The sequence below is a fragment of the Pseudomonas sp. TYF_14 genome (assembly GCF_043105275.1).
Lineage (GTDB): Bacteria > Pseudomonadota > Gammaproteobacteria > Pseudomonadales > Pseudomonadaceae > Aquipseudomonas > Aquipseudomonas alloputida.
On the sequence record NZ_JBICLK010000023.1, the window covers coordinates 1 to 3,189 of the forward strand.

3 protein-coding genes, 1 tRNA gene and 1 pseudogene are annotated in these 3,189 nt (G+C 57.0%); 3 read left to right on the forward strand and 2 right to left on the reverse strand.

Annotated elements, in window-relative coordinates:
* A pseudogene (locus tag ACF8O8_RS06600) lies at positions 1-334 on the reverse strand (recombinase); the annotation flags it as partial.
* 73 nt (positions 335-407) lie between these two features.
* Here ACF8O8_RS06600 and ACF8O8_RS06605 point away from each other — a divergent pair.
* Positions 408-492, forward strand: a tRNA-Leu gene (locus tag ACF8O8_RS06605).
* Between the two features lie 499 nt (positions 493-991).
* Positions 992-1,405: a DoxX family protein gene (locus ACF8O8_RS06610; RefSeq protein ID WP_010954664.1), complete on the forward strand. Its 414-nt coding sequence runs from the start codon at positions 992-994 to the stop codon at positions 1,403-1,405.
* A gap of 1 nt (position 1,406) precedes the next feature.
* Here ACF8O8_RS06610 and ACF8O8_RS06615 read toward each other — a convergent pair whose 3' ends face one another.
* On the reverse strand, positions 1,407-1,601 hold the full coding sequence (locus tag ACF8O8_RS06615) for a hypothetical protein (RefSeq protein WP_020191346.1): 195 nt from the start codon (positions 1,599-1,601) through the stop codon (positions 1,407-1,409).
* Between the two features lie 435 nt (positions 1,602-2,036).
* Between ACF8O8_RS06615 and adhP the strand changes: the two genes are divergently transcribed.
* Complete coding sequence (adhP, locus tag ACF8O8_RS06620; protein ID WP_010954666.1) at positions 2,037-3,047, forward strand: alcohol dehydrogenase AdhP; 1,011 nt, start codon at positions 2,037-2,039, stop codon at positions 3,045-3,047.
* The last annotated feature ends 142 nt before the right edge of the window (positions 3,048-3,189 follow it).

Consider the following 3,189-nt stretch of genomic DNA (forward strand, 5'->3'; position numbering starts at 1 on the left):
CAATCATCGATTCAAAGGCTTCATTAACAGTAATGCTTTCCCTCAGGCTCTTTTTATGCTCCTCAACCAAAATCACATCCAGGTTAGCGTAGCTCTTTTCCGCAACCTCCCTGATAACTGGTAGTTTCGTAGACTTGTAGTCGAAGACGTCAATCTTGCGCCGCTGATCTTTGCCCTTGACCTTTCGGATGACATAAAAGGTTTTTCCACCGGCCTTAGTGACGCGTACAGCCAAGCCTTTTGTATGAGTGTCATACACATAAATCTCAGACTTACCCTCAGGGCAAACCAGATCTCTGAGCGCATCTTTAGTAAAATTGATCTTCAATGCCACGCCCACACTCCTTCCTGGCTCTAAACCGTTGATTTCCGCAAGATTTTCGTGTCTAATCGCCAGCTCACATCGCGCCCCGATGGTGAAATTGGTAGACACATCGCACTTAAAATGCGCCGCCGAAAGGTGTGCCGGTTCGAGTCCGGCTCGGGGCACCACTAAACACCCCTTCCGTCGCAAGACCCGGCCATCAGCGCCACATTCCTACTGATCTGTCTCTCGTGCCTAAGCTATGTGAGCCTTCACATGCCTTAAAGCTGTCTAAAAAACGATCAATTCATTCAACTCGATAGCTTGGTAGCTCTTGGTAGCTGGCTTGGTAGCTACGCCGGCAGCTCAACTCAGCACCCAACAGCCATGCTCAGCTCTCACAAGCCCTCGGCAGCGGTGCAATCCTCACCTCAAGACCTTGATTCTCAAAGCTTTTAAGCTCAAGTAAGCCGAGTTCAGCTCTCGTAAGCTCTCAACAGCTCTCGTAAGCGGAATGAGGGGCAGAATGACTTAAAATCTGTCGGCGTGAGCCTTGCGGGTTCGAGTCCCGCCACTCGCACCAAACTTCGTTGAAAAGGCGCCCTCGCGGCGCCTTTTTGCTGCCTGACAGCAATGTCTGGCGCAGCTGCTAAAGTGGAGCTTGTCCCCGTCCACTGGAACGCCGCCATGCGCTACTCCCTGTTCGATGGTCAACGCGACATCATTATCCTGATCGCCCGCGTACTGTTGATGGTCCTCTTCGTCTTGTCTGGCTGGGCCAAGCTGACCGGCTTCGATGGCACGGTAGGCTACATGACCTCGCTCGGCGCCCCTGCCCCGATGCTGGCAGCTGGGATTGCCGTCATCATGGAGTTCCTCGTCGCAATCCTGTTGATCCTCGGTTTCTACACACGGCCGTTGGCCTTTCTGTTCGCGCTGTTCGTGCTGGGCACGGCGCTGCTGGGCCACCCATTCTGGAACATGGTCGACCCTGAGCGCAGCGCCAACATGACTCAGTTTCTGAAAAACCTCAGCATCATGGGCGGCCTGCTGTTGCTCGCGGTAAGCGGGCCCGGGCGGTTCTCGGTGGATGGTCGCTAAGTCAGTCGTCGCAGTCGTCGAACCAGGCTGGGTGATCGCGCTCTTCGTCATCGAGGTCATCCAGCGTTTCCTCGTCTTCCTCCACTTCATCCTCGGCGCCTTGGGCATCTGCCTCGGGCTCCATGTCGTCATAGAGAAATTCGTGGTCAAGCAGGTGATCGTGCTCGGGTTCGTGCAGGTCGTCTTCGTCGCGCATGCTGGCTCCTGGGATAATGGCAGGCCTGTATAGGCTGATCAGGGTGCCGGGTCAATGCGTGGTCGCTTAATCCTGGGTTAACCGGACCGGCGCAACCTGCAGGCTCTCCCTTCAAACGTCTTTTGCCCGCCTTCCATGGCGGGCTTTTTTATGACCCTGCGCACTTCGTTGCAGATGATGACAGCCTCATGACCTGACCTTCACGAAATGTCGACATCCGGATGGGCACACTGGCCCTGCTCCGTATGTTCTTGCAGCCCGCCGCATCCTTGCCGCGGGCTTTTCTTTTTTCCGCAAAGGCCAGCCAGGCATACGCAGGTATTTTGTGGAAGCGCCCACCTTGACCATGACCTGAAGCAGTTTTGCCTGGCCCGGCAAGGTCTATGCTGTCCCGACGATAACCCAAGCTCACATCGGATAGACACGGAGGCTCTCATGAAAGCTGCTGTCGTTGCACCAGGCCGTCGCGTGGACGTGATAGAGAAAAGCCTGCGCCCTCTCGAACACGGCGAAGCGCTGCTGAAGATGCAGTGCTGCGGTGTGTGCCACACCGACCTGCACGTCAAAAATGGCGACTTTGGTGACAAGACCGGGGTAGTACTGGGCCACGAAGGTATTGGCGTGGTCCAGGAAGTTGGCCCGGGCGTCACCTCGCTCAAGCCAGGCGACCGAGCCAGCGTTGCCTGGTTCTACCAAGGTTGCGGACATTGCGAATACTGCAACAGCGGCAACGAGACCCTGTGCCGCGACGTGAAGAATTCCGGTTACACCGTGGACGGCGGCATGGCCGAGGCCTGCATCGTCAAGGCCGACTACTCGGTTAAAGTACCCGACGGCCTCGACTCCGCTGCCGCCAGCAGCATTACCTGCGCCGGCGTCACGACCTACAAGGCAGTGAAAATTTCCAACGTCCGCCCCGGCCAATGGATCGCCATCTACGGGCTCGGCGGCCTGGGCAACCTGGCCCTGCAATATGCCAAGAATGTGTTCAACGCCAAAGTCATCGCCATCGACGTCAACGAAGAGCAACTGCGCTTCGCCAGCGAGATGGGCGCGGATCTGGTCGTCAACCCGCTCAACGAAGATGCCGCGAAGGTCATCCAGGCCAAAACCGGCGGTGCACATGCTGCCGTCGTTACTGCTGTGGCCAAAGGCGCGTTCAACTCGGCTGTCGATGCCTTGCGCGCTGGCGGGCGACTGGTGGCCGTCGGGCTTCCGTCGGAGTCCATGGACCTGAATATTCCCCGCCTGGTGCTTGATGGGATCGAAGTGGTGGGCTCGCTGGTAGGTACACGCCAGGACCTGCAGGAAGCCTTCCAGTTTGCCGCTGAAGGCAAAGTGGTGCCCAAGGTAACGCTGCGACCGATCGAGGATATCAACCAGATCTTTGACGAGATGCTGGAGGGCAAGATCAAAGGCCGGATGGTGATACAGTTCGAAGGCTGACAGGCCGAGCCAGGCCATGTGGAACCACAGCAAAGCCCGTAGATGAACATCTTCGGGCTTTCTGCTTTCTCAATTGTCAAAGGAACTGACCATGACCGCAGACTGGCACGCCGGGCCGATCACCCGTACAACTCCACTGGAC

Bases quoted from the DNA above. Each gene is read 5' to 3' on its own strand.
- adhP (WP_010954666.1), top strand. From the start codon at position 2,037: ATGAAAGCTGCTGTCGTTGCACCAGGCCGTCGCGTGGACGTGATAGAG.
- ACF8O8_RS06615 (WP_020191346.1), bottom strand. From the start codon at position 1,601: ATGCGCGACGAAGACGACCTGCACGAACCCGAGCACGATCACCTGCTT.
- ACF8O8_RS06610 (WP_010954664.1), top strand. From the start codon at position 992: ATGCGCTACTCCCTGTTCGATGGTCAACGCGACATCATTATCCTGATC.